Origin of the sequence: Streptococcus sanguinis, assembly GCF_013343115.1 — a bacterium.
GTDB classification, from domain to species: domain Bacteria; phylum Bacillota; class Bacilli; order Lactobacillales; family Streptococcaceae; genus Streptococcus; species Streptococcus sanguinis_H.
In genome coordinates this window covers 1982501-2002881 of record NZ_CP054570.1, presented here as the reverse complement: position 1 = coordinate 2002881, position 20381 = coordinate 1982501, and the positions used below count along the sequence as shown (strand labels likewise).

General features: G+C 43.0%; 31 protein-coding genes, 1 tRNA gene and 2 rRNA genes (1 of these 34 cut by a window edge). All 34 read left to right on the top strand.

All coding sequences use genetic code 11. From position 1 onward, the window contains the following. Positions 1 to 16: 16 nt before the first annotated feature. Positions 17 to 655 carry a uridine kinase family protein gene (locus FOC72_RS09675; RefSeq protein WP_032914049.1) on the top strand — a complete coding sequence of 213 codons (639 nt, stop codon included), beginning with the start codon at positions 17 to 19 and terminating at the stop codon, positions 653 to 655. Positions 656 to 1027: 372 nt separating this feature from the next. Further along, positions 1028 to 1336, top strand: a complete 309-nt coding sequence (rpsJ, locus tag FOC72_RS09670) for a 30S ribosomal protein S10 (protein WP_002894478.1) — start codon at positions 1028 to 1030, stop codon at positions 1334 to 1336. A gap of 84 nt (positions 1337 to 1420) precedes the next feature. Beyond that, positions 1421 to 2047, top strand: coding sequence for a 50S ribosomal protein L3 (gene rplC / locus FOC72_RS09665; RefSeq protein ID WP_002894479.1), 627 nt, complete (start codon positions 1421 to 1423; stop codon positions 2045 to 2047). Positions 2048 to 2071: 24 nt separating this feature from the next. Continuing rightward, positions 2072 to 2695, top strand: a complete 624-nt coding sequence (gene rplD / locus FOC72_RS09660) for a 50S ribosomal protein L4 (protein ID WP_002894480.1) — start codon at positions 2072 to 2074, stop codon at positions 2693 to 2695. After that, positions 2695 to 2991: a 50S ribosomal protein L23 gene (locus FOC72_RS09655; protein WP_002894481.1), complete on the top strand. Its 297-nt coding sequence runs from the start codon at positions 2695 to 2697 to the stop codon at positions 2989 to 2991. Before rplD ends, FOC72_RS09655 begins: the two co-directional genes overlap by 1 nt. A gap of 17 nt (positions 2992 to 3008) precedes the next feature. After that, positions 3009 to 3842, top strand: a complete 834-nt coding sequence (gene rplB / locus FOC72_RS09650; protein WP_002894482.1) for a 50S ribosomal protein L2 — start codon at positions 3009 to 3011, stop codon at positions 3840 to 3842. 85 nt (positions 3843 to 3927) lie between these two features. Then, a complete protein-coding gene (gene rpsS / locus FOC72_RS09645; protein ID WP_000533766.1) occupies positions 3928 to 4209 on the top strand; it encodes a 30S ribosomal protein S19 in 282 nt (93 codons plus the stop codon). A gap of 11 nt (positions 4210 to 4220) precedes the next feature. Next, positions 4221 to 4565, top strand: coding sequence for a 50S ribosomal protein L22 (gene rplV, locus FOC72_RS09640; RefSeq protein ID WP_002894484.1), 345 nt, complete (start codon positions 4221 to 4223; stop codon positions 4563 to 4565). 12 nt (positions 4566 to 4577) lie between these two features. Continuing rightward, positions 4578 to 5231 carry a 30S ribosomal protein S3 gene (gene rpsC, locus FOC72_RS09635; RefSeq protein WP_002894486.1) on the top strand — a complete coding sequence of 218 codons (654 nt, stop codon included), beginning with the start codon at positions 4578 to 4580 and terminating at the stop codon, positions 5229 to 5231. A 3-nt stretch (positions 5232 to 5234) separates the two neighbouring features. Further along, positions 5235 to 5648: a 50S ribosomal protein L16 gene (gene rplP, locus FOC72_RS09630; RefSeq protein WP_000960948.1), complete on the top strand. Its 414-nt coding sequence runs from the start codon at positions 5235 to 5237 to the stop codon at positions 5646 to 5648. A gap of 9 nt (positions 5649 to 5657) precedes the next feature. Continuing rightward, positions 5658 to 5864 carry a 50S ribosomal protein L29 gene (gene rpmC / locus FOC72_RS09625; protein ID WP_002894488.1) on the top strand — a complete coding sequence of 69 codons (207 nt, stop codon included), beginning with the start codon at positions 5658 to 5660 and terminating at the stop codon, positions 5862 to 5864. Positions 5865 to 5887: 23 nt separating this feature from the next. Then, complete coding sequence (gene rpsQ, locus FOC72_RS09620; RefSeq protein ID WP_000440801.1) at positions 5888 to 6148, top strand: 30S ribosomal protein S17; 261 nt, start codon at positions 5888 to 5890, stop codon at positions 6146 to 6148. 25 nt (positions 6149 to 6173) lie between these two features. After that, positions 6174 to 6542, top strand: a complete 369-nt coding sequence (gene rplN, locus FOC72_RS09615; RefSeq protein WP_002894494.1) for a 50S ribosomal protein L14 — start codon at positions 6174 to 6176, stop codon at positions 6540 to 6542. 75 nt (positions 6543 to 6617) lie between these two features. After that, on the top strand, positions 6618 to 6923 hold the full coding sequence (rplX, locus tag FOC72_RS09610) for a 50S ribosomal protein L24 (protein WP_002894497.1): 306 nt from the start codon (positions 6618 to 6620) through the stop codon (positions 6921 to 6923). Between the two features lie 23 nt (positions 6924 to 6946). Continuing rightward, positions 6947 to 7489 carry a 50S ribosomal protein L5 gene (gene rplE, locus FOC72_RS09605; RefSeq protein WP_002894499.1) on the top strand — a complete coding sequence of 181 codons (543 nt, stop codon included), beginning with the start codon at positions 6947 to 6949 and terminating at the stop codon, positions 7487 to 7489. Positions 7490 to 7506: 17 nt separating this feature from the next. Further along, on the top strand, positions 7507 to 7692 hold the full coding sequence (locus FOC72_RS09600) for a type Z 30S ribosomal protein S14 (RefSeq protein WP_001085697.1): 186 nt from the start codon (positions 7507 to 7509) through the stop codon (positions 7690 to 7692). A gap of 213 nt (positions 7693 to 7905) precedes the next feature. Beyond that, complete coding sequence (gene rpsH, locus FOC72_RS09595) at positions 7906 to 8304, top strand: 30S ribosomal protein S8 (protein ID WP_002894501.1); 399 nt, start codon at positions 7906 to 7908, stop codon at positions 8302 to 8304. Positions 8305 to 8494: 190 nt separating this feature from the next. After that, positions 8495 to 9031: a 50S ribosomal protein L6 gene (gene rplF, locus FOC72_RS09590; protein WP_002894503.1), complete on the top strand. Its 537-nt coding sequence runs from the start codon at positions 8495 to 8497 to the stop codon at positions 9029 to 9031. A gap of 85 nt (positions 9032 to 9116) precedes the next feature. Next, complete coding sequence (rplR, locus tag FOC72_RS09585; RefSeq protein ID WP_009659213.1) at positions 9117 to 9473, top strand: 50S ribosomal protein L18; 357 nt, start codon at positions 9117 to 9119, stop codon at positions 9471 to 9473. 17 nt (positions 9474 to 9490) lie between these two features. Further along, the gene (rpsE, locus tag FOC72_RS09580) at positions 9491 to 9985 is read left to right on the top strand and encodes a 30S ribosomal protein S5 (RefSeq protein WP_002894506.1); all 495 of its coding nucleotides are present in this window, start codon (positions 9491 to 9493) and stop codon (positions 9983 to 9985) included. Between the two features lie 13 nt (positions 9986 to 9998). Beyond that, the gene (gene rpmD / locus FOC72_RS09575; protein ID WP_002894509.1) at positions 9999 to 10181 is read left to right on the top strand and encodes a 50S ribosomal protein L30; all 183 of its coding nucleotides are present in this window, start codon (positions 9999 to 10001) and stop codon (positions 10179 to 10181) included. Positions 10182 to 10335: 154 nt separating this feature from the next. Continuing rightward, positions 10336 to 10776 (top strand): 50S ribosomal protein L15, encoded by a 441-nt coding sequence (gene rplO / locus FOC72_RS09570; RefSeq protein ID WP_002901833.1) that lies wholly within the window; start codon positions 10336 to 10338, stop codon positions 10774 to 10776. A gap of 12 nt (positions 10777 to 10788) precedes the next feature. Continuing rightward, positions 10789 to 12096: a preprotein translocase subunit SecY gene (gene secY, locus FOC72_RS09565; protein WP_002894513.1), complete on the top strand. Its 1308-nt coding sequence runs from the start codon at positions 10789 to 10791 to the stop codon at positions 12094 to 12096. 173 nt (positions 12097 to 12269) lie between these two features. Further along, complete coding sequence (locus tag FOC72_RS09560; protein ID WP_002894515.1) at positions 12270 to 12908, top strand: adenylate kinase; 639 nt, start codon at positions 12270 to 12272, stop codon at positions 12906 to 12908. 117 nt (positions 12909 to 13025) lie between these two features. Beyond that, positions 13026 to 13244, top strand: a complete 219-nt coding sequence (gene infA, locus FOC72_RS09555; protein ID WP_001029883.1) for a translation initiation factor IF-1 — start codon at positions 13026 to 13028, stop codon at positions 13242 to 13244. Positions 13245 to 13266: 22 nt separating this feature from the next. Further along, positions 13267 to 13383 (top strand): 50S ribosomal protein L36, encoded by a 117-nt coding sequence (gene rpmJ / locus FOC72_RS09550; protein ID WP_001808836.1) that lies wholly within the window; start codon positions 13267 to 13269, stop codon positions 13381 to 13383. 17 nt (positions 13384 to 13400) lie between these two features. Next, positions 13401 to 13766, top strand: a complete 366-nt coding sequence (gene rpsM, locus FOC72_RS09545) for a 30S ribosomal protein S13 (protein ID WP_002894516.1) — start codon at positions 13401 to 13403, stop codon at positions 13764 to 13766. Positions 13767 to 13785: 19 nt separating this feature from the next. Next, positions 13786 to 14169, top strand: a complete 384-nt coding sequence (gene rpsK, locus FOC72_RS09540) for a 30S ribosomal protein S11 (RefSeq protein ID WP_001118385.1) — start codon at positions 13786 to 13788, stop codon at positions 14167 to 14169. Between the two features lie 45 nt (positions 14170 to 14214). Continuing rightward, positions 14215 to 15153 carry a DNA-directed RNA polymerase subunit alpha gene (locus FOC72_RS09535; RefSeq protein WP_002894519.1) on the top strand — a complete coding sequence of 313 codons (939 nt, stop codon included), beginning with the start codon at positions 14215 to 14217 and terminating at the stop codon, positions 15151 to 15153. An 11-nt stretch (positions 15154 to 15164) separates the two neighbouring features. After that, complete coding sequence (rplQ, locus tag FOC72_RS09530) at positions 15165 to 15551, top strand: 50S ribosomal protein L17 (protein WP_002894521.1); 387 nt, start codon at positions 15165 to 15167, stop codon at positions 15549 to 15551. Positions 15552 to 15798: 247 nt separating this feature from the next. After that, positions 15799 to 17058 carry a glutamate-cysteine ligase family protein gene (locus FOC72_RS09525; protein ID WP_002894522.1) on the top strand — a complete coding sequence of 420 codons (1260 nt, stop codon included), beginning with the start codon at positions 15799 to 15801 and terminating at the stop codon, positions 17056 to 17058. 232 nt (positions 17059 to 17290) lie between these two features. Further along, a 16S ribosomal RNA gene (locus FOC72_RS09520) occupies positions 17291 to 18838 on the top strand. Between the two features lie 64 nt (positions 18839 to 18902). After that, positions 18903 to 18975 (top strand) — tRNA-Ala (locus FOC72_RS09515). Between the two features lie 126 nt (positions 18976 to 19101). Continuing rightward, a 23S ribosomal RNA gene (locus tag FOC72_RS09510) occupies positions 19102 to 20381 on the top strand (it continues 1620 nt past the right edge of the window). The 16S and 23S rRNA genes sit together here with 1 tRNA gene alongside, the layout of an rRNA operon.

Genomic DNA, 20381 nt, shown 5'->3' with positions numbered 1-20381 from the left:
TTTGAAAGGGGAAGCTATGTCTGATGAAGAGAAATTGCTGAAAAGATTGACAGCTTATCTGTCAGACGACCAAAAACATACCCTGCGTATTTATGGTCATGGTGCTTCGGGGAAGTCGACTTTTGCTCTAAAACTCCAGCTAGCCTTGGGTGAGGACCGAGCCAATCTGCTGGAAACAGATCCTTATGTAATTACTGGGGAGTATCGAGATTTGCTCAGTTCCAAAGATTTTCCTCATCAAAAAGTCACAGCCTGTCTCCCAGCTGTTCATGAACTCGGGAGTCTGGAGCGAGATATTTGCGCCTTGCAGTCTGGTCTGGATATTCTGACCATTGGCACAGCTTGGTCGTCTAGCTTGCGTTTATCAGCCCGAGAGCCTATTTTAATAGTAGAAGGTATGTCGGCTGCCTTTTTGCCTGAAAGTTTGTTTGATTTGTCGCTTTGCTTTTACACGGACGATCAGACTGAGTTAGAACGACGCTTGGCACGGGATGTGGCTGTGCGAGAGCGCAGGCCAGAGTGGATAGAGCAGACGCATCTGGCTCGACGAGAGCAATATAGGCACTTTTATCAGCCCTATCTAGCGGCTGCCGACCTTGTCATCTGCCAGTCAGGCAACAGCTTTCGCATCGAAAAGGACAGCCCCTTACTATAAAATAAAGTAGCCAAGAGTAAATTTTCATTTATAATCTCACTGATGTGCGTCAGTGAGATTTTGTATTTTCTGAATACAAACTCGAATAAATAGGTTAAAAGTCTAAATTTTCTTCTCTATAATGATTTACAAGACTTATAAATTGTTTAGAAAACACTTTCATAAAAAATTATCCTAAAAATCTTTAAAAAATTACTCAAATCCCTTGCAATGACTGGTTCTTTGTGTTAAGATACTATGGTGCTGTAAAAATACAGTGTGTAGCTTTGATGCAAGAGGTTGCGACACGCTCGGTTGCATTGCCACGCAATCGCCTGTCGGTTTTCTTGTGGAGCTAGCCTATTATCTTAAATAGACGAAAAGGAGAAAAAGATGGCAAACAAAAAAATCCGCATCCGTTTGAAAGCTTACGAACATCGTACACTTGATACAGCGGCTGCAAAAATCGTAGAAACTGCTACTCGTACTGGTGCTGAAGTTGCGGGTCCAATCCCACTTCCAACTGAGCGCAGCCTCTACACAATCATTCGTGCGACTCACAAATACAAAGACTCTCGCGAACAATTTGAAATGCGTACTCACAAACGCTTGATTGATATCATCAACCCAACTCAAAAAACAGTTGACGCTTTGATGAAATTGGATCTTCCAAGTGGTGTGAACGTAGAGATTAAACTTTAATCTAAAGTTTGATCTAAACCAGAGCATGAAAAACGCTCGTTAAAAACTTTTTGAAAAAAATTATAGAAAAGGAAACATTTTCTCATGACAAAAGGAATCTTAGGGAAAAAAGTGGGAATGACTCAAATCTTCACTGAAGCTGGCGAATTAATCCCTGTAACTGTTGTTGAAGCAGCTCCAAACGTTGTTCTTCAAGTTAAAACAGTTGAAACAGATGGTTACAACGCAGTTCAAGTTGGTTTTGATGACCTTCGTGACGTATTGAGCAACAAACCTGCCAAAGGCCATGTAGCGAAAGCTAACACAGCTCCTAAGCGCTTCATTCGTGAATTCAAAAACATTGAAGGCTTGGAAGTAGGAGCAGAAATCACTGTCGATACATTCGAAGCTGGTGATGTTGTTGATGTAACAGGAACTTCAAAAGGTAAAGGTTTCCAAGGTGTTATCAAACGCCACGGCCAATCTCGTGGTCCAATGGCTCACGGTTCACGTTACCACCGTCGTCCTGGTTCAATGGGACCAGTTGCGCCAAACCGCGTGTTCAAAAACAAACGCTTGGCTGGACGTATGGGCGGTAACCGTGTAACGATTCAAAACCTTGAAATCGTACAGGTTGTTCCAGAGAAGAACGTTATCCTGATTAAAGGTAACGTACCAGGTGCTAAGAAATCTCTTATCACTATCAAGTCAGCAGTTAAAGCTGGTAAATAATAAAGAAAGGGGAAATCAGTCACAATGGCAAACGTAAAATTATTTGACCAAACTGGTAAAGAAGCTGGTGAAGTAGTTCTGAACGATGCGGTCTTTGGTATTGAGCCAAATGAATCAGTTGTCTTTGATGTTATCATCAGCCAACGCGCTAGCCTTCGTCAAGGAACTCACGCTGTTAAAAACCGTTCTGCAGTATCAGGCGGCGGACGCAAACCATGGCGTCAAAAAGGAACTGGACGTGCTCGTCAAGGTTCTATCCGCTCTCCACAATGGCGTGGTGGTGGTATCGTATTCGGTCCAACTCCTCGTTCATATGCTTACAAACTTCCACGTAAAGTTCGTAGATTGGCATTGAAATCAGTTTACTCTGAAAAAGTTGCTGAAAACAAATTCGTAGCTGTAGACAGCCTTTCATTTACAGCTCCAAAAACTGCTGAGTTTGCAAAAGTGCTTGCTGCACTGAGCATCGATACTAAAGTTCTTGTTATCCTTGAAGAAGGAAATGAATTCGCTGCACTTTCAGCTCGCAACCTTCCAAACGTGAAAGTTGCAACTGCAACAACTGCAAGCGTTCTGGACATCGTAAACAGCGATAAACTTCTGGTTACTCAGGCAGCTATCTCTAAAATTGAGGAGGTTCTTGCATAATGAATTTGTACGACGTAATCAAAAAACCTGTTATCACTGAAGGTTCAATGGCTCAGTACGAAGCAGGCAAATACGTATTTGAAGTGGACACTCGCGCTCACAAGCTCTTAATCAAGCAAGCTGTTGAAGCTGCTTTTGAGGGAGTTAAGGTTGCTAACGTTAACACTATCAATGTAAAACCAAAAGCAAAACGCGTTGGACGCTACACTGGTTTTACAAACAAAACTAAAAAAGCTATCGTAACACTGACAGCTGATTCTAAAGCAATCGAGTTGTTCGGTGCAGAAGAAGAATAATCTAAGGAGGAAATATCGTGGGAATTCGTGTTTATAAACCAACAACAAACGGTCGCCGTAATATGACTTCTTTGGATTTCGCTGAGATCACTACCAGCACTCCAGAAAAATCTTTGCTTGTTTCTTTGAAGAGCAAGGCTGGTCGTAATAACAACGGTCGCATCACTGTTCGTCACCAAGGTGGCGGCCACAAACGTCACTACCGTTTGATTGACTTCAAGCGTAACAAAGACGCTGTTGAAGCAGTTGTAAAAACAATCGAGTATGATCCAAATCGTTCAGCAAACATCGCTTTGGTTCACTACACTGACGGTGTGAAGGCTTATATCATCGCTCCTAAAGGTCTTGAAGTTGGTCAACGTATCGTTTCAGGTCCTGAAGCAGATATCAAAGTCGGAAACGCTCTTCCGCTTGCTAACATCCCAGTTGGTACTTTGGTTCACAACATTGAGTTGAAACCAGGCCGTGGTGGAGAATTGGTTCGTGCTGCTGGAGCTTCTGCTCAAGTATTGGGTCAAGAAGGTAAGTACACTCTTGTTCGTCTTCAATCAGGCGAAGTTCGTATGATTCTTGGTACTTGCCGCGCTACAGTTGGTGTTGTCGGAAACGAACAACATGGACTTGTAAATCTTGGTAAAGCAGGACGTAGCCGTTGGAAAGGTATCCGCCCAACAGTTCGCGGTTCTGTAATGAACCCTAACGATCACCCACACGGTGGTGGTGAAGGTAAAGCACCAGTTGGTCGTAAAGCGCCATCTACTCCATGGGGCAAACCTGCTCTTGGACTTAAAACTCGTAACAAAAAAGCGAAATCTGACAAACTTATCGTTCGTCGTCGCAACGAGAAATAATTTAAAACAATCTATCCGCCAGCTCGGTAGCGCTGCTTAGTCAGCGCAGGCCGCTGTGGTACTTATTTAAAGGAGAAAATATAAAATGGGACGCAGTCTTAAAAAAGGACCTTTCGTCGATGAGCATCTGATGAAGAAAGTTGAAGCTCAAGCTAACGACGAAAAGAAAAAAGTCATCAAAACTTGGTCACGTCGTTCAACGATCTTCCCAAGTTTCATTGGTTACACAATCGCAGTTTATGACGGACGTAAACACGTGCCTGTTTACATCCAGGAAGACATGGTAGGTCACAAGCTTGGTGAATTTGCGCCAACTCGTACTTACAAGGGTCACGCTGCAGACGACAAGAAAACACGTAGAAAATAAGGAGAACATAAATGGCAGAAATTACTTCAGCTAAAGCAATGGCTCGTACAGTGCGTGTTTCACCTCGTAAATCTCGTCTGGTTCTTGACAATATTCGTGGTAAAAACGTCGCTGACGCAATCGCAATCTTGAAATTCACTCCAAACAAAGCTGCTGGCATTATCGAAAAAGTTTTGAACTCTGCAATCGCTAATGCTGAAAACAACTTTGGTTTGGAAAAAGCAAACTTGGTAGTATCTGAAGCTTTCGCAAACGAAGGACCAACTATGAAACGTTTCCGTCCGCGCGCTAAAGGTTCAGCTTCACCAATCAACAAACGCACAAGCCACATTACTGTGGTTGTTGCAGAAAAATAAGGAGGTAACATCGTGGGTCAAAAAGTACATCCAATTGGTATGCGTGTCGGCATCATCCGTGATTGGGATGCCAAATGGTATGCTGAAAAAGAATACGCGGATTACCTTCATGAAGATCTTGCAATCCGTAAATTCGTTCAAAAAGAATTGGCTGACGCAGCGATTTCAACTATTGAAATTGAACGCGCAGTAAACAAAGTAAACGTTTCTCTTCACACTGCTAAGCCAGGCATGGTTATCGGTAAAGGTGGAGCAAACGTTGATGCACTCCGTGCAAAACTCAACAAATTGACTGGAAAACAAGTCCACATCAACATCATCGAAATCAAGCGTCCTGACTTGGATGCGCATCTGGTTGGTGAAGGAATTGCTCGCCAGCTTGAGCAGCGTGTTGCTTTCCGTCGTGCTCAAAAACAAGCTATCCAACGTACAATGCGTGCAGGAGCTAAAGGAATCAAAACTCAAGTATCAGGTCGTTTGAACGGTGCAGATATTGCCCGCAGCGAAGGTTACTCTGAGGGAACTGTTCCGCTTCACACTCTTCGTGCGGATATCGATTACGCTTGGGAAGAAGCTGATACTACTTACGGTAAACTGGGTGTTAAAGTCTGGATCTACCGTGGAGAAGTCCTTCCAGCTCGTAAAAACACTAAAGGAGGTAAATAACCAATGTTAGTACCTAAACGTGTTAAACACCGTCGCGAATTCCGTGGAAAAATGCGCGGTGAAGCTAAAGGCGGAAAAGAAGTAGCATTTGGAGAATACGGTCTTCAAGCAACTACTAGCCACTGGATCACTAACCGCCAAATCGAAGCTGCCCGTATCGCTATGACTCGTTACATGAAGCGTGGTGGTAAAGTTTGGATTAAAATCTTCCCACACAAATCATACACTGCAAAAGCTATCGGTGTACGGATGGGATCTGGTAAAGGTGCTCCAGAAGGTTGGGTTGCACCGGTTAAGCGTGGCAAAGTAATGTTTGAAGTTGCTGGCGTTTCAGAAGAAATCGCTCGCGAAGCGCTTCGCCTTGCAAGCCACAAACTTCCAGTTAAATGTAAATTCGTAAAACGTGAAGCAGAATAAGGAGAAGGCATGAAACTTAATGAAGTAAAAGAATTTGTTAAAGAACTTCGTGGTCTTTCTCAAGAAGAACTCGCGAAGCGTGAAAATGAATTGAAGAAAGAATTGTTTGATCTTCGTTTCCAAGCAGCTGCTGGCCAATTGGAGCAGACAGCTCGCCTGAAAGAAGTGAAAAAACAAATCGCTCGTATCAAAACTGTTCAATCAGAAGTTAAATAATAGACTAGGGAAGGAGAATTTCAATGGAACGCAATAATCGTAAAGTTCTTGTCGGACGCGTTGTTTCTGACAAAATGGACAAAACAATCACAGTTGTAGTTGAAACTAAACGTAACCACCCAGTCTATGGTAAACGTATTAACTACTCTAAGAAGTACAAAGCACATGACGAAAACAATGTTGCCAAAGAAGGCGATATCGTTCGTATCATGGAAACTCGTCCGCTTTCAGCTACAAAACGCTTCCGTCTTGTAGAAGTCGTTGAAGAAGCGGTTATCATCTAATCAAACCAGAAAGGAGAAAACTTAAATGATTCAAACAGAAACTCGTTTGAAAGTTGCCGACAACAGCGGCGCTCGCGAAATCTTGACAATCAAAGTTCTTGGTGGCTCAGGACGTAAGTTCGCTAACATCGGTGATGTAATCGTTGCGTCTGTAAAACAAGCTACTCCTGGTGGTGCGGTTAAGAAAGGTGACGTTGTAAAAGCTGTTATCGTTCGTACTAAATCAGGTGCTCGTCGTAAAGATGGTTCATACATCAAATTTGACGAAAACGCTGCAGTCATCATCCGTGAAGACAAAACTCCTCGCGGAACTCGTATCTTCGGCCCAGTTGCTCGTGAATTGCGTGACGGCGGCTTCATGAAGATCGTATCATTGGCTCCAGAAGTACTTTAATCAAAATTAACAAACACAGTCCCCTGGCAAAAGTCAGGGTGCCCCTATGGGCGTAAGAATTAAGAGGAGAAATAAATGTTTGTAAAAAAAGGCGACAAAGTTCGCGTAATTGCTGGTAAAGACAAGGGTGTTGAAGCACTTGTTGTTACAGCTCTTCCAAAAGTAAACAAAGTTGTTGTTGAAGGTGTAAACATCGTTAAGAAACACCAAAAGCCAAATAACGAAAACCCTCAAGGTGCTATCGTGGAAAAAGAAGCACCAATCCATGTGTCAAACGTTCAAGTTCTTGACAAAAATGGTGTTGCAGGACGTGTTGGCTACAAGTTTGTAGACGGCAAAAAAGTTCGTTACAATAAAAAATCAGGCGAAGTGCTTGACTAATCACGAAGGAAAGGAGAAGTATAATGGCAAATCGTTTAAAAGAAAAATATCTTAAAGAAGTAGTTCCAGCTTTGACTGAAAAGTTCAACTACTCATCTGTTATGGCTGTGCCAAAAGTGGATAAAATCGTTTTGAACATGGGTGTCGGTGACGCTGTATCAAACGCTAAAAACCTTGAAAAAGCTGCTGAAGAATTGGCTCTTATCTCAGGTCAAAAACCACTTATCACTAAAGCTAAAAAATCAATCGCCGGCTTCCGTCTTCGTGAAGGTGTAGCGATCGGTGCTAAAGTAACCCTTCGTGGCGAACGTATGTATGAATTCTTGGATAAATTGGTTTCAGTTTCTCTTCCACGTGTTCGTGACTTCCACGGTGTTCCAACAAAATCTTTTGATGGACGCGGAAACTACACACTTGGTGTGAAAGAACAATTGATCTTCCCAGAAATCAACTTTGATGACGTTGATAAGACTCGCGGTCTTGACATCGTTATCGTAACAACTGCTAACACTGACGAAGAGTCACGCGAATTGCTTACAGGCCTTGGAATGCCTTTTGCAAAATAATATAGGAGGTAAAACAAATGGCTAAAAAATCAATGATTGCTAAGAACAAACGCCCAGCTAAGTTCTCTACGCAAGCTTATACTCGTTGTGAAAAATGTGGCCGTCCACATTCCGTTTACCGCAAGTTTAAACTTTGCCGTGTTTGCTTCCGTGAATTAGCATACAAAGGACAAATCCCAGGCGTTACCAAAGCATCTTGGTAATATCATGATACAAAGAGCGTAACAACCACAGCAAAAATAGGAAATTTGGTGAAGGAGCGATGCTCCAAAACAAATTTATCTTTTTTGCCCAGGTTGTAGCTCGTGTTCAAATAAGAGTTATCTTATTCGAATGTGTCAATACAATCTGAGCCCAGCTCAATCATTAACTAGCAAGTGCAGCTTGCAAACTACTAGTAAGAGGAGAAATATAAAATGGTTATGACTGACCCAATTGCAGACTTCCTGACACGTATCCGTAATGCTAACCAAGCAAACCACGAAGTGCTTGAAGTGCCTGCATCAAACATCAAAAAAGGGATTGCTGAAATCCTGAAGCGTGAAGGTTTTGTAAAAAACGTTGAAATCATCGAAGATGACAAACAAGGCATCATCCGTGTATTCCTTAAATACGGACAAAATGGTGAAAAAGTTATCACTGGTTTGAAACGTATTTCAAAACCAGGTCTGCGTGTTTACAAGAAACGCGAAGATCTTCCAAAAGTTCTGAATGGACTTGGAATTGCTATCCTTTCAACATCTGAAGGTTTGCTGACTGATAAAGAAGCACGCCAAAAGAATGTTGGTGGAGAAGTTATCGCTTACGTTTGGTAATATTTAGTTCCCAATTTCCTTGTGACTCTTCGTTATCTTCTCTTGCCTAACCCAAAGTTATGCCTGCGAGACGATGCCTAGATTCACTTTGAAATTGAAAACTAAATGTTCCTTTAAATCGAGAAATCGATTTAAGGCCCCGTGAAAACTGGTCGCTTGCGGCCTGACAATCTAACAGGAGAATATATACATGTCACGTATTGGTAATAAAGTTATCGTGTTGCCTGCTGGTGTTGAGATCAGCAACAAAGACAACGTTGTAACTGTAAAAGGACCTAAAGGAGAACTGACTCGTGAGTTCTCAAAAGATATTGAAATCCGTGTGGAAGGAACTGAAGTAACTCTTCACCGTCCAAACGATTCAAAAGAAATGAAAACAATCCACGGAACAACTCGTGCCCTTTTGAACAACATGGTTGTTGGTGTATCAGAAGGATTCAAGAAAGAACTTGAAATGCGCGGGGTTGGTTACCGTGCACAACTTCAAGGCAAAAAGCTTGTACTTTCAGTTGGTAAATCTCATCCAGACGAAGTAGAAGCACCAGAAGGCATCACTTTTGAACTTCCAAACCCAACAACTATCGTTGTCAGCGGAATTTCAAAAGAAGTAGTCGGACAAACTGCAGCTTACGTACGTAGTCTGCGTGCTCCAGAGCCATACAAAGGTAAAGGTATCCGCTACGTTGGTGAATTCGTTCGCCGCAAAGAAGGTAAAACTGGTAAATAATCTTGTCTGGCTGATTTTTTCAGCCAAACAAGCTGTTTCCCAAGGTTGTGCATAAGCACAAGATTAAAATTAAGAGGTGAAAATTGTGATTACGAAACCAGATAAAAATAAAATCCGCCAAAAACGCCACCGTCGCGTTCGCGGAAAACTCTCTGGAACTGCTGATCGCCCACGTTTGAACGTATTCCGTTCTAATACAGGCATCTACGCTCAAGTGATTGATGACGTAGCGGGTGTAACGCTCGCAAGCGCTTCAACTCTTGACAAAGAAGTTTCAAAAGGAACTAAAACAGAACAAGCCGTTGTTGTTGGTAAGCTCGTTGCTGAACGTGCAGTTGCTAAAGGTATTTCTGAAGTCGTCTTCGACCGCGGTGGATATCTCTATCACGGACGTGTAAAAGCTTTGGCTGATGCAGCTCGTGAAAACGGATTGAAATTCTAAGAGGAGGACACTAGAAAATGGCATTTAAAGACAACGCAGTTGAACTTGAAGAACGTTTAGTTGCCATCAACCGTGTTACAAAAGTTGTTAAAGGTGGACGTCGTCTTCGCTTTGCAGCTCTTGTAGTTGTTGGTGATCGCAATGGTCGTGTTGGCTTCGGTACTGGTAAAGCTCAAGAAGTACCAGAAGCAATCCGCAAAGCAGTTGAAGATGCGAAGAAGAATTTGATTGAAGTACCAATGGTTGGCACAACAATTCCTCACGAAGTTCTTTCAGAATTTGGCGGAGCTAAAGTATTGCTTAAGCCAGCTGTTGAGGGTTCTGGAGTTGCTGCTGGTGGTGCGGTTCGTGCAGTCATCGAGTTGGCAGGTGTAGCAGATGTTACATCTAAATCTCTTGGCTCTAACACTCCAATCAACATCGTTCGCGCAACTGTTGAAGGTTTGAAACAATTAAAACGCGCTGAAGAAGTTGCTGCCCTTCGTGGTATTTCAGTTTCTGACTTGGCATAAGAAAGGGGATAACATGGCTCAAATTAAAATTACTTTGACTAAGTCTCCAATCGGACGCATCCCGTCACAACGTAAAACTGTTGTAGCACTTGGACTTGGCAAATTGAACAGCTCAGTTATCAAAGAAGATAATCCAGCAGTACGCGGTATGATTACTGCAGTATCACACTTGGTAACTGTTGAAGAAGTTAAATAAGCTTTGCTGATTTAACAACTTTAAATTAAAATACGTTAGGGGATGGGATTTTCTCAGCCCCTAAAACTAAATATATGTATAGGCGAGTTTATATAGGAGACACCTTTTCTCCTATATGAGCGCTAGCATTTTACAAAAGAGGAGAAATAATATAATGAAACTTCATGAATTACAACCTGCTGCAGGTTCTCGTAAAGTCCGCAACCGTGTTGGTCGTGGTACATCATCTGGTAACGGTAAAACATCTGGCCGTGGTCAAAAAGGTCAAAAAGCTCGTAGCGGTGGCGGCGTTCGCCTTGGTTTTGAAGGTGGACAAACTCCATTGTTCCGTCGTCTTCCAAAACGTGGTTTCTTGAACATCAACCGCAAAGAATATGCGATTGTTAACCTTGACCAACTGAACGCCTTTGAAGATGGCGCTGAAGTAACACCAGTTGTTCTCATCGAAGCAGGTATTGTAAAAGCTGAAAAATCAGGTATCAAGATTCTTGGTAACGGAGAATTGACAAAGAAATTGACTGTTAAGGCAGCTAAATTCTCTAAATCAGCTGAAGAAGCTATCACTGCTAAAGGTGGTTCAGTGGAAGTCATCTAAGCGAGGTGACCTATGTTTTTCAAACTATTAAAAGACGCATTTAAAATCAAACAGGTACGATCTAAGATTCTGTTCACGATTTTTATTATCTTAGTTTTCCGTATCGGTACAACCATAACGGTTCCGGGGATTAATGCCAAAGCCTTAAGCAATTTGAATGATTTGCCATTCCTGAATATGCTAAGCCTGGTCTCTGGTAACGCCATGCGCAACTTCTCTGTCTTTGCACTTGGAGTCAGTCCTTACATCACAGCTTCGATCGTTGTTCAGCTGCTGCAAATGGACTTGCTTCCGAAGTTTGTAGAGTGGGGCAAGCAAGGGGAAGTGGGACGGAGGAAGCTGAATCAAGCGACCCGTTATATCGCCCTAGTTTTGGCCTTTGTGCAGGCAATTGGGATTACCGCTGGTTTTGATACTCTCTCAAGAGCTAATCTGGTTGCCAATCCTAATGTGCAGACCTACGCTTTGATTTGCGTTCTTCTAGCAACTGGTTCAATGATTGTAACTTGGCTGGGTGAGCAGATTACAGACAAGGGTTACGGAAATGGCGTTTCCATGATCATCTTTGCTGGTATCGTTTCAGCTATCCCTGATATGATTAAAGGTATCTATGAAGATTACTTTGTAAATATTCCTAGTGAACGCTTGACTTCATCTTTCATTTTTGTAGGGATTCTGATTGTGGCAGTCCTGCTTATCATTTACTTTACAACCTTTGTACAGCAGGCTGAATATAAAATTCCAATTCAGTATACGAAAGTAGCTAAGGGTGCACCTTCTAGCTCCTATCTGCCACTGAAAGTCAATCCGGCTGGGGTTATTCCAGTAATCTTTGCCAGCTCGATTACAGCTGCACCGGCAGCGATTTTCCAAGTTGTCAGTGCCTTGGGCTATGACGCAGATTGGGTTAAGACAGCTCAGTCACTTTTGGCAACAACGACCATTAGTGGCATGTTCATGTACGCCTTCCTGATTGTCCTCTTTACATTCTTCTATACTTTTGTACAGATTAATCCAGAGAAGACAGCAGAAAATCTGCAAAAGAGCGGAGCCTACATTCCAGGTGTTCGTCCAGGTAAAGGAACAGAAGACTATATGTCTAAGCTGCTTCGTCGTTTGGCAACAGTGGGATCTCTCTTCCTAGGTTTCATTTCTATCCTGCCTATTTTGGCTAAAGATGTATTTGGATTGACAGATGCCGTTGCTCTTGGAGGAACCAGTCTCTTGATCATCATCTCAACCGGTATTGAGGGAATGAAACAGCTAGAAGGCTACCTGCTGAAGAGAAAGTATGTCGGCTTTATGGATACTTCAGAGTAAGGGACTTTTTGAATAGCTTTTCTAATGAGAAGCCCGTTCAGATAACCTTTCTTGAACCGAAAATAAACAAAATAAAAGGGGACAGAGTAGACTCACCCCCTTCTATTTTGTTTTTAAACGAGTTTATTAATCGGTTTAATAGATTGCTTTAAAAACAAAAAAGGAGACCAATCATGAATCTTTTGATTATGGGCTTACCAGGTGCTGGTAAAGGAACTCAAGCTGCTAAAATCGTTGAGCATTTCAATGTTGCGCATATTTCGACTGGAGATATGTTCCGTGCAGCGATTGCTAACCAAACAGAGATGGGCGTTTTAGCCAAGTCATATATTGACAAGGGCGAGTTGGTTCCAGACCAAGTGACAAACGGCATTGTCAAAGAGCGCTTGAGCCAGGATGATATTAAGCAAACAGGCTTCCTCTTGGATGGCTATCCGCGCACGATTGAGCAAGCAAATGCCTTGGATCAAACACTAGCAGAGCTTGATTTGGCTTTGGACGGAGTTATCAATATCGAAGTGGATCCTAACAGCTTACTGGAGCGTTTGAGCGGTCGGATTATCCATCGTGAAACAGGTGAAACCTTCCACAAGGTCTTCAATCCGCCAGCAGACTACAAGGAAGAGGATTATTACCAGCGTGAAGATGACAAGCCTGAGACAGTTAAACGTCGTTTGGATGTCAATATCGCTCAGGGTCAGCCGATTATTGATCACTATCGCAGCAAAGGTCTGGTCCATGATATTCAAGGAAATCAAGATATTAATGATGTCTTCTCAGCTATCGAAAAAGTCTTGACAAATTTGAAATAAAAGCGTTTTTCCTGCTTGCAATATTTGACAAGTAGTGATACAATGAATTAGTCTGACTTATAATTGTTACCTCTGTGCTCAGAGGGATCAAATCGAAATTTATGGAGGTACTTTTGCGTGGCAAAAGACGATGTGATTGAGGTTGAAGGCAAGGTAGTTGATACAATGCCTAATGCAATGTTTACGGTTGAACTTGAAAATGGACATCAGATTTTAGCAACAGTTTCTGGTAAAATTCGTAAAAACTATATTCGTATTTTAGCGGGAGACCGTGTGACTGTAGAAATGAGTCCTTATGATTTGACACGTGGACGGATCACATACCGCTTTAAATAATCGAAAAACTTGGAGGGAAAAAATGAAAGTAAGACCATCGGTCAAACCAATTTGCGAATACTGCAAAGTTATTCGTCGTAATGGTCGTGTTATGGTAATTTGCCCAGCAAATCCAAAACACAAACAACGTCAAGGATAAGATAGAAAGGAGAAAAAATGGCTCGTATTGCTGGAGTTGACATTCCAAATGACAAACGTGTAGTCGTTTCACTGACTTATGTGTACGGTATCGGACTTCCAACTTCTAAGAAAATCTTGGCAGCTGCTGGAGTTTCAGAAGATATTCGTGTAAAAGATCTTACAATCGAACAAGAAGACGCTATCCGTCGTGAAGTAGATGCGATTAAAGTTGAAGGTGACCTTCGTCGTGAAGTAAACTTGAACATCAAACGTTTGATGGAAATCGGTTCATACCGTGGAATCCGTCACCGTCGTGGACTTCCTGTCCGTGGACAAAACACTAAAAATAACGCCCGCACTCGTAAAGGTAAAGCTGTTGCGATTGCAGGTAAGAAAAAATAATATAAGGAGGTAAAAAGTCTTGGCTAAACCAACACGTAAACGTCGTGTGAAGAAAAATATCGAATCCGGTATTGCTCATATTCACGCTACATTTAATAACACTATTGTTATGATTACTGATGTGCATGGTAACGCGATTGCTTGGTCATCTGCTGGAGCTCTTGGATTTAAAGGTTCTCGTAAATCTACACCATTTGCTGCCCAAATGGCATCTGAAGCAGCTGCTAAATCTGCACAGGAACACGGTCTGAAATCAGTTGAAGTTACTGTAAAAGGTCCAGGTTCTGGTCGTGAGTCTGCTATTCGTGCTCTTGCTGCCGCTGGTCTTGAAGTAACAGCTATTCGTGATGTGACTCCTGTACCACACAATGGTGCTCGTCCTCCAAAACGTCGCCGTGTATAATCACCAACCGTTACACTGCTTTTCGTTTAAGAGGGAGTATAGCAAATGATTGAGTTTGAAAAACCAAATATAACAAAAATTGATGAAAATAAAGATTATGGCAAGTTTGTAGTAGAGCCGCTTGAGCGTGGCTATGGTACAACACTGGGAAATTCTCTTCGCCGTGTGCTTTTGGCTTCACTTCCAGGAGCTGCTGTTACTTCAATTAATATTGAAGGTGTTTTGCACGAGTTTGATACAATTTCCGGTGTCCGCGAAGACGTGATGCAAATTATTCTGAACGTCAAAGGGATTGCTGTAAAATCTTACGTCCAAGACGAAAAGATTATTGAACTGGATGTTGAAGGCCCAGCAGAAGTAACTGCCGGAGACATTTTGACAGACAGTGATATTGAAATTATAAACCCTGATCATTATCTCTTTACAATCGGAGAAGGCGCAAGCTTTAAGGCAACGATGACTGTCAACAGCGGTCGTGGTTATGTGCCTGCAGATGAAAATAAGAAAGATGATGCACCAGTGGGAACACTTGCGGTGGATTCTATCTATACGCCAGTGACAAAAGTTAATTACCAGGTTGAGCCAGCTCGTGTTGGTAGCAACGATGGTTTTGACAAACTAACCCTTGAAATTTTAACGAATGGAACAATTATTCCAGAAGATGCTTTGGGACTTTCAGCCCGCATCCTTACGGAACATTTGAATCTCTTCACTAATCTGACAGAAGTAGCTATCGCTGCAGACGTTATGAAGGAAGCAGAAAAGACTTCTGATGACCGCATTTTGGAACGGACCATCGAAGAATTAGATTTGTCAGTTCGCTCATACAACTGTTTGAAACGTGCAGGTATCAATACTGTATTTGATTTGACAGAAAAATCTGAGCCTGAAATGATGAAAGTTCGTAACTTGGGACGCAAGAGTCTGGAAGAAGTAAAAGTTAAACTTGCTGATCTCGGTCTGGGGTTAAAAAACGATAAATAAAGGAGGAATACATGGCTTACCGTAAACTAGGACGCACTAGCTCGCAACGTAAAGCGATGCTTCGCGATTTGACTACTGATTTGCTGATCAACGAATCAATCGTGACAACTGAAGCTCGTGCTAAAGAAATCCGTAAAACAGTAGAAAAAATGATTACATTGGGCAAACGTGGAGACTTGCACGCTCGCCGTCAAGCTGCAGCTTTTGTACGTAATGAAATCGCATCAGAAAACTATGATGAAGCAACAGAAAAGTATACTACAACTACTGCTCTTCAAAAATTGTTCTCTGAGATTGCACCACGCTATGCAGAGCGCAACGGTGGATATACTCGTATCCTGAAAACTGAACCGCGCCGTGGAGATGCTGCGCCAATGGCAATCATCGAATTAGTTTAAGATCATCAATCTTTGTTGAGTGTTATGATGATGGAATAGAATCTCTATTCTTAGTCTAGCTCTGGTCTACCGCTAGGATTCTTTCCTAGCGGGAACACTCATCATATAGTTGATAATAGGTAGACGCTTGTTTACGAAATTGCTTTTAAGGCAAAAACAATTTCGTAAGCAGGCGTTTTTGCATGAGGCTAGGAAAATACCTGAAATTTTGTTATAATACTTTAACACTATCAAAAATTTATAGGAAATGGAAATGATGGATTCAATCCAAATTTTAAAAGAACGCTATTTAAAGAATATCAAAGAAAATCCAACGGTATACATTGGCATTGAGTTAGAATTTCCTATTGTCAATAGCCAGGGCGGAGCGACTGATACAAATGTTGCAAAAAATCTCTTAAAACATCTGTTGGAAGAGTATGATTTTGAGGCAGAACGATTTGACAGAGACGGGAATCCCATTCAACTGAAATCTACTAAAAATGAAGACAGAATTCTTTTTGAGGTCTCTTACAATACTTTGGAATTTGCTTTTGCCAAGGCTAGCAGAATTCAAGAAGTTGAAGAGCGTTTTAAGAACTATCTGAGCATTATTCAGGCAATTCTACGCAAAGAAAACCATGAAATTCAAGGTAAAGGAATTCATCCTTTCTGGGCAGAAAATGATAATAGTCCAGTTAAGTATCCAAGATATGAAATGTTGATGCAGTATTTAGCTATGGGAAAGAACATGGATGGTCTGCACAATTATCCAGAATATGGTGCTTTTATTTGTGGGAGTCAAGTTCAGCTGGATGTCTCAAGAGAAAATTATTTAACTGTTATCAATGTCTTCAATCAAATTGAAGCTGCTAAGGCATACCTCTTTGCTAATTCAGAGTTTTCGGATTCTTCTTGGGATACAAAAATAGCTCGGGATATTTTCTGGGAGCAATCGATGCATGGCATTTTACAGGAAAATGCGGGTGTGAATTCGAAAGATTTTCAAACTGAAGATGATTTTTTTGCATATCTCAATAGATCAGCACTTTTTACTGCCGAACGTGAAGGTAAATCCTACTATTTCTATCCGATAGCTGCTAATGAATACTTGAGCCAGAAAACTATTGAAGCTTATAGCCTTTCAGGTGAAAAAGTAAACTTGACTCCAAGGGAAGCAGACTTCAAGAATCACAGAAGTTACCAGTATCAAGATTTGACGACACGGGGGACAGTAGAGTTTCGGAGTGTCTGTACTCAGCCTTTTGATAGAACCTTTTCTTCTGCTGCTTTTCATCTTGGTATTTTAGAAAATTTGGAAAGTGTAAAAGCCTATTTACAAAACGCTCCCTTCTTTCAGGAGGAAAGTCGGGATTACAAAGCTTTAAGAAGAAAGTTTTCTAAAAAAGAGTTAACCGCAAGTGAAACAGATCATATTTATGAATTCACAAAGACTTTGCTTCAGCTGGCGAGAGCTGGTTTATTAGCTCGTCAACTAGGTGAGGAAGCTTATCTTCCCACTCTTTAATAGAGGCTAGCCTCTGATGAATAAAAAATTCTAGAAAACTTTTAATTTTTTTCAAAAAAGGTATTGACAGTTGGTGGGTATAGGTGATATACTAATATAGTTGTCGCGAAAGACAAAGCCCTTTGAAAACTGAACAAGACGAACCAAGTGCAGGGTGACATAGAGATATGTAACCTGTCAAAAAACGAAAATAAATCTGTCAGTGGACAGTAATGAGTGCGAACTCAAACTTTTTAATGAGAGTTTGATCCTGGCTCAGGACGAACGCTGGCGGCGTGCCTAATACATGCAAGTAGAACGCTGAAGAGAGGAGCTTGCTCTTCTTGGATGAGTTGCGAACGGGTGAGTAACGCGTAGGTAACCTGCCTGGTAGCGGGGGATAACTATTGGAAACGATAGCTAATACCGCATGAAATTGCTTATCGCATGATAATTAATTGAAAGATGCAATTGCATCACTACCAGATGGACCTGCGTTGTATTAGCTAGTTGGTGAGGTAACGGCTCACCAAGGCGACGATACATAGCCGACCTGAGAGGGTGATCGGCCACACTGGGACTGAGACACGGCCCAGACTCCTACGGGAGGCAGCAGTAGGGAATCTTCGGCAATGGGGGGAACCCTGACCGAGCAACGCCGCGTGAGTGAAGAAGGTTTTCGGATCGTAAAGCTCTGTTGTAAGAGAAGAACGGGTGTGAGAGTGGAAAGTTCACACTGTGACGGTATCTTACCAGAAAGGGACGGCTAACTACGTGCCAGCAGCCGCGGTAATACGTAGGTCCCGAGCGTTGTCCGGATTTATTGGGCGTAAAGCGAGCGCAGGCGGTTAGATAAGTCTGAAGTTAAAGGCTGTGGCTTAACCATAGTATGCTTTGGAAACTGTTTAACTTGAGTGCAGAAGGGGAGAGTGGAATTCCATGTGTAGCGGTGAAATGCGTAGATATATGGAGGAACACCGGTGGCGAAAGCGGCTCTCTGGTCTGTAACTGACGCTGAGGCTCGAAAGCGTGGGGAGCAAACAGGATTAGATACCCTGGTAGTCCACGCCGTAAACGATGAGTGCTAGGTGTTAGGCCCTTTCCGGGGCTTAGTGCCGCAGCTAACGCATTAAGCACTCCGCCTGGGGAGTACGACCGCAAGGTTGAAACTCAAAGGAATTGACGGGGGCCCGCACAAGCGGTGGAGCATGTGGTTTAATTCGAAGCAACGCGAAGAACCTTACCAGGTCTTGACATCCCTCTGACCGCTCTAGAGATAGAGTTTTCCTTCGGGACAGAGGTGACAGGTGGTGCATGGTTGTCGTCAGCTCGTGTCGTGAGATGTTGGGTTAAGTCCCGCAACGAGCGCAACCCCTATTGTTAGTTGCCATCATTCAGTTGGGCACTCTAGCGAGACTGCCGGTAATAAACCGGAGGAAGGTGGGGATGACGTCAAATCATCATGCCCCTTATGACCTGGGCTACACACGTGCTACAATGGCTGGTACAACGAGTCGCAAGCCGGTGACGGCAAGCTAATCTCTGAAAGCCAGTCTCAGTTCGGATTGTAGGCTGCAACTCGCCTACATGAAGTCGGAATCGCTAGTAATCGCGGATCAGCACGCCGCGGTGAATACGTTCCCGGGCCTTGTACACACCGCCCGTCACACCACGAGAGTTTGTAACACCCGAAGTCGGTGAGGTAACCGTAAGGAGCCAGCCGCCTAAGGTGGGATAGATGATTGGGGTGAAGTCGTAACAAGGTAGCCGTATCGGAAGGTGCGGCTGGATCACCTCCTTTCTAAGGAGTCCGTAAGGACACACGGAATGCACTTGCGTCTTGTTTAGTTTTGAGAGGGCTATGTGGGGCCTTAGCTCAGCTGGGAGAGCGCCTGCTTTGCACGCAGGAGGTCAGCGGTTCGATCCCGCTAGGCTCCATTATCTAGTTTGACTAGATAAAGAACTTGTCCATTGAAAATTGAATACCGATATCAAATAGTAACAAGAAAATAAACCGAAAACGCTGTGAATATTAATGAGTTTAAGACTGAAAGGTCAAAATAAGGTTAAGTTAGTAAGGGCGCACGGTGGATGCCTTGGCACTAGGAGCCGATGAAGGACGTGACAAACGACGAAATGCCTCGGGGAGCTGTAAGTAAGCTTCGATCCGGAGATGTCCGAATGGGGGAACCCAACAGGTTGATGCCTGTTACCCATTTCTGTTAAGGGAATGAGGAGGAAGACGCAGTGAACTGAAACATCTAAGTAGCTGCAGGAAGAGAAAGCAAAAGCGATTGCCTTAGTAGCGGCGAGCGAAGAGGCAGAAGGGCAAACCGAAGAGTTTACTCTTCGGGGTTGTAGGACTGCGCTGTGGACTCAGAATTTATAGAAGAATGACTTGGGAAAGTCAGCCAAAGAGAGTAAGAGCCTCGTATTTTAAATAGATTCTGTACCTAGCAGTATCCTGAGTACGGCGGGACACGTGAAATCCCGTCGGAATCTGGGAGGACCATCTCCCAACCCTAAATACTCCCTAGTGACCGATAGTGAACCAGTACCGTGAGGGAAAGGTGAAAAGCACCCCGGGAGGGGAGTGAAATAGAACCTGAAACCGTGTGCCTACAACAAGTTCGAGCCCGTTCATGGGTGAGAGCGTGCCTTTTGTAGAATGAACCGGCGAGTTACGTTATGATGCGAGGTTAAGTTGAAGAGACGGAGCCGTAGGGAAACCGAGTCTGAATAGGGCGCTTTAGTATCATGATGTAGACCCGAAACCATGTGACCTACCCATGAGCAGGTTGAAGGTGCGGTAAAACGCACTGGAGGACCGAACCAGGGCACGTTGAAAAGTGCTTGGATGACTTGTGGGTAGCGGAGAAATTCCAAACGAACTTGGAGATAGCTGGTTCTCTCCGAAATAGCTTTAGGGCTAGCGTCGACATGAAGATTCTTGGAGGTAGAGCACTGTTTGGGTGAGGGGTCCATCCCGGATTACCAATCTCAGATAAACTCCGAATGCCAATGAATTATGGTCGGCAGTCAGACTGCGAGTGCTAAGATCCGTAGTCGAAAGGGAAACAGCCCAGACCACCAGCTAAGGTCCCAAAATAATTGTTAAGTGGAAAAGGATGTGGGGTTGCACAGACAACTAGGATGTTAGCTTAGAAGCAGCTATTCATTCAAAGAGTGCGTAATAGCTCACTAGTCGAGTGACCCTGCGCCGAAAATGTACCGGGGCTAAAACAATTTACCGAAGCTGTGGATACCTTTTATAGGTATGGTAGGAGAGCGTTCTATGTGTGGAGAAGGTGTACCGTGAGGAGCGCTGGAACGCATAGAAGTGA

Coding starts and splice junctions, on each gene's coding strand:
- rpsJ (WP_002894478.1), top strand. CDS start 1,028: ATGGCAAACAAAAAAATCCGCATCCGTTTGAAAGCTTACGAACATCGT.
- rpsE (WP_002894506.1), top strand. CDS start 9,491: ATGGCATTTAAAGACAACGCAGTTGAACTTGAAGAACGTTTAGTTGCC.
- rplE (WP_002894499.1), top strand. CDS start 6,947: ATGGCAAATCGTTTAAAAGAAAAATATCTTAAAGAAGTAGTTCCAGCT.
- rplO (WP_002901833.1), top strand. CDS start 10,336: ATGAAACTTCATGAATTACAACCTGCTGCAGGTTCTCGTAAAGTCCGC.
- FOC72_RS09675 (WP_032914049.1), top strand. CDS start 17: ATGTCTGATGAAGAGAAATTGCTGAAAAGATTGACAGCTTATCTGTCA.
- FOC72_RS09600 (WP_001085697.1), top strand. CDS start 7,507: ATGGCTAAAAAATCAATGATTGCTAAGAACAAACGCCCAGCTAAGTTC.
- rplC (WP_002894479.1), top strand. CDS start 1,421: ATGACAAAAGGAATCTTAGGGAAAAAAGTGGGAATGACTCAAATCTTC.
- FOC72_RS09655 (WP_002894481.1), top strand. CDS start 2,695: ATGAATTTGTACGACGTAATCAAAAAACCTGTTATCACTGAAGGTTCA.
- rpmC (WP_002894488.1), top strand. CDS start 5,658: ATGAAACTTAATGAAGTAAAAGAATTTGTTAAAGAACTTCGTGGTCTT.
- rplD (WP_002894480.1), top strand. CDS start 2,072: ATGGCAAACGTAAAATTATTTGACCAAACTGGTAAAGAAGCTGGTGAA.
- rpsM (WP_002894516.1), top strand. CDS start 13,401: ATGGCTCGTATTGCTGGAGTTGACATTCCAAATGACAAACGTGTAGTC.
- secY (WP_002894513.1), top strand. CDS start 10,789: ATGTTTTTCAAACTATTAAAAGACGCATTTAAAATCAAACAGGTACGA.
- rplV (WP_002894484.1), top strand. CDS start 4,221: ATGGCAGAAATTACTTCAGCTAAAGCAATGGCTCGTACAGTGCGTGTT.
- rplX (WP_002894497.1), top strand. CDS start 6,618: ATGTTTGTAAAAAAAGGCGACAAAGTTCGCGTAATTGCTGGTAAAGAC.
- rplQ (WP_002894521.1), top strand. CDS start 15,165: ATGGCTTACCGTAAACTAGGACGCACTAGCTCGCAACGTAAAGCGATG.
- rpsS (WP_000533766.1), top strand. CDS start 3,928: ATGGGACGCAGTCTTAAAAAAGGACCTTTCGTCGATGAGCATCTGATG.
- FOC72_RS09560 (WP_002894515.1), top strand. CDS start 12,270: ATGAATCTTTTGATTATGGGCTTACCAGGTGCTGGTAAAGGAACTCAA.
- rpmJ (WP_001808836.1), top strand. CDS start 13,267: ATGAAAGTAAGACCATCGGTCAAACCAATTTGCGAATACTGCAAAGTT.
- rplF (WP_002894503.1), top strand. CDS start 8,495: ATGTCACGTATTGGTAATAAAGTTATCGTGTTGCCTGCTGGTGTTGAG.
- rpmD (WP_002894509.1), top strand. CDS start 9,999: ATGGCTCAAATTAAAATTACTTTGACTAAGTCTCCAATCGGACGCATC.
- rplP (WP_000960948.1), top strand. CDS start 5,235: ATGTTAGTACCTAAACGTGTTAAACACCGTCGCGAATTCCGTGGAAAA.
- FOC72_RS09535 (WP_002894519.1), top strand. CDS start 14,215: ATGATTGAGTTTGAAAAACCAAATATAACAAAAATTGATGAAAATAAA.
- rplN (WP_002894494.1), top strand. CDS start 6,174: ATGATTCAAACAGAAACTCGTTTGAAAGTTGCCGACAACAGCGGCGCT.
- FOC72_RS09525 (WP_002894522.1), top strand. CDS start 15,799: ATGGAAATGATGGATTCAATCCAAATTTTAAAAGAACGCTATTTAAAG.
- rpsH (WP_002894501.1), top strand. CDS start 7,906: ATGGTTATGACTGACCCAATTGCAGACTTCCTGACACGTATCCGTAAT.
- rpsQ (WP_000440801.1), top strand. CDS start 5,888: ATGGAACGCAATAATCGTAAAGTTCTTGTCGGACGCGTTGTTTCTGAC.